We start from the raw sequence: 443 nt of genomic DNA, 5'->3' as shown, positions 1-443 counted from the left end.
ATACAAACCAAATCAAAAATTACATTATTGCGGCGACCCGCACTGACAATAATTTGCCGCCACCAGGGAAACAGGCTGCAAATCGCGCAGGTGAGCGCAAACCCTGCCGCAGCATAAGCATCAAAATAATTGCGGGCAAATCCCAAAATTGCGAAAGCAACAGCGGTTGCTAAATACAAAACGCTAAACAGGTTAAATCGTCGCATGGCTTGGCCTTAAGTCAGCAGCGATCGCAGCCTAAACTGCCGCAGCCGCGATCGCATCCTGCCAAAGTTAGGTATTTTGGCTCAATAGGCGTAAGGATCGCGGGGTTCAGGAATCGGTTCGATCGCGCTGGCTTGAATCACAAGCTGACGCTGACTGTTGAGCGTTTCGGTGATCATGCTGCCGCGAACTTGCAGCCAGCTATCGGGCGGATAGCTCGATCGATCGCCCTCCAGCTT

General features: G+C 51.7%; 2 protein-coding genes. Both read right to left on the bottom strand.

What is annotated here, in order from left to right; translation table 11 throughout:
• On the bottom strand, nucleotides 1–206 hold a 206-nt coding region (locus D7V97_RS45215), incomplete at its 3' end, for a hypothetical protein (protein ID WP_158623587.1).
• 81 nt (nucleotides 207–287) lie between these two features.
• Nucleotides 288–440, bottom strand: coding sequence for a hypothetical protein (locus tag D7V97_RS46930; RefSeq protein WP_368669027.1), 153 nt, complete (start codon nucleotides 438–440; stop codon nucleotides 288–290).
• Between the last annotated feature and the right edge of the window lie 3 nt (nucleotides 441–443).

The organism is Corallococcus sp. CA053C (assembly GCF_003611675.1).
Classification (GTDB): Bacteria; Myxococcota; Myxococcia; order Myxococcales; family Myxococcaceae; genus Corallococcus.
The sequence above is the reverse complement of the archived record's forward strand: the minus strand, read 5'-3'. Positions and strand labels throughout refer to the sequence as shown.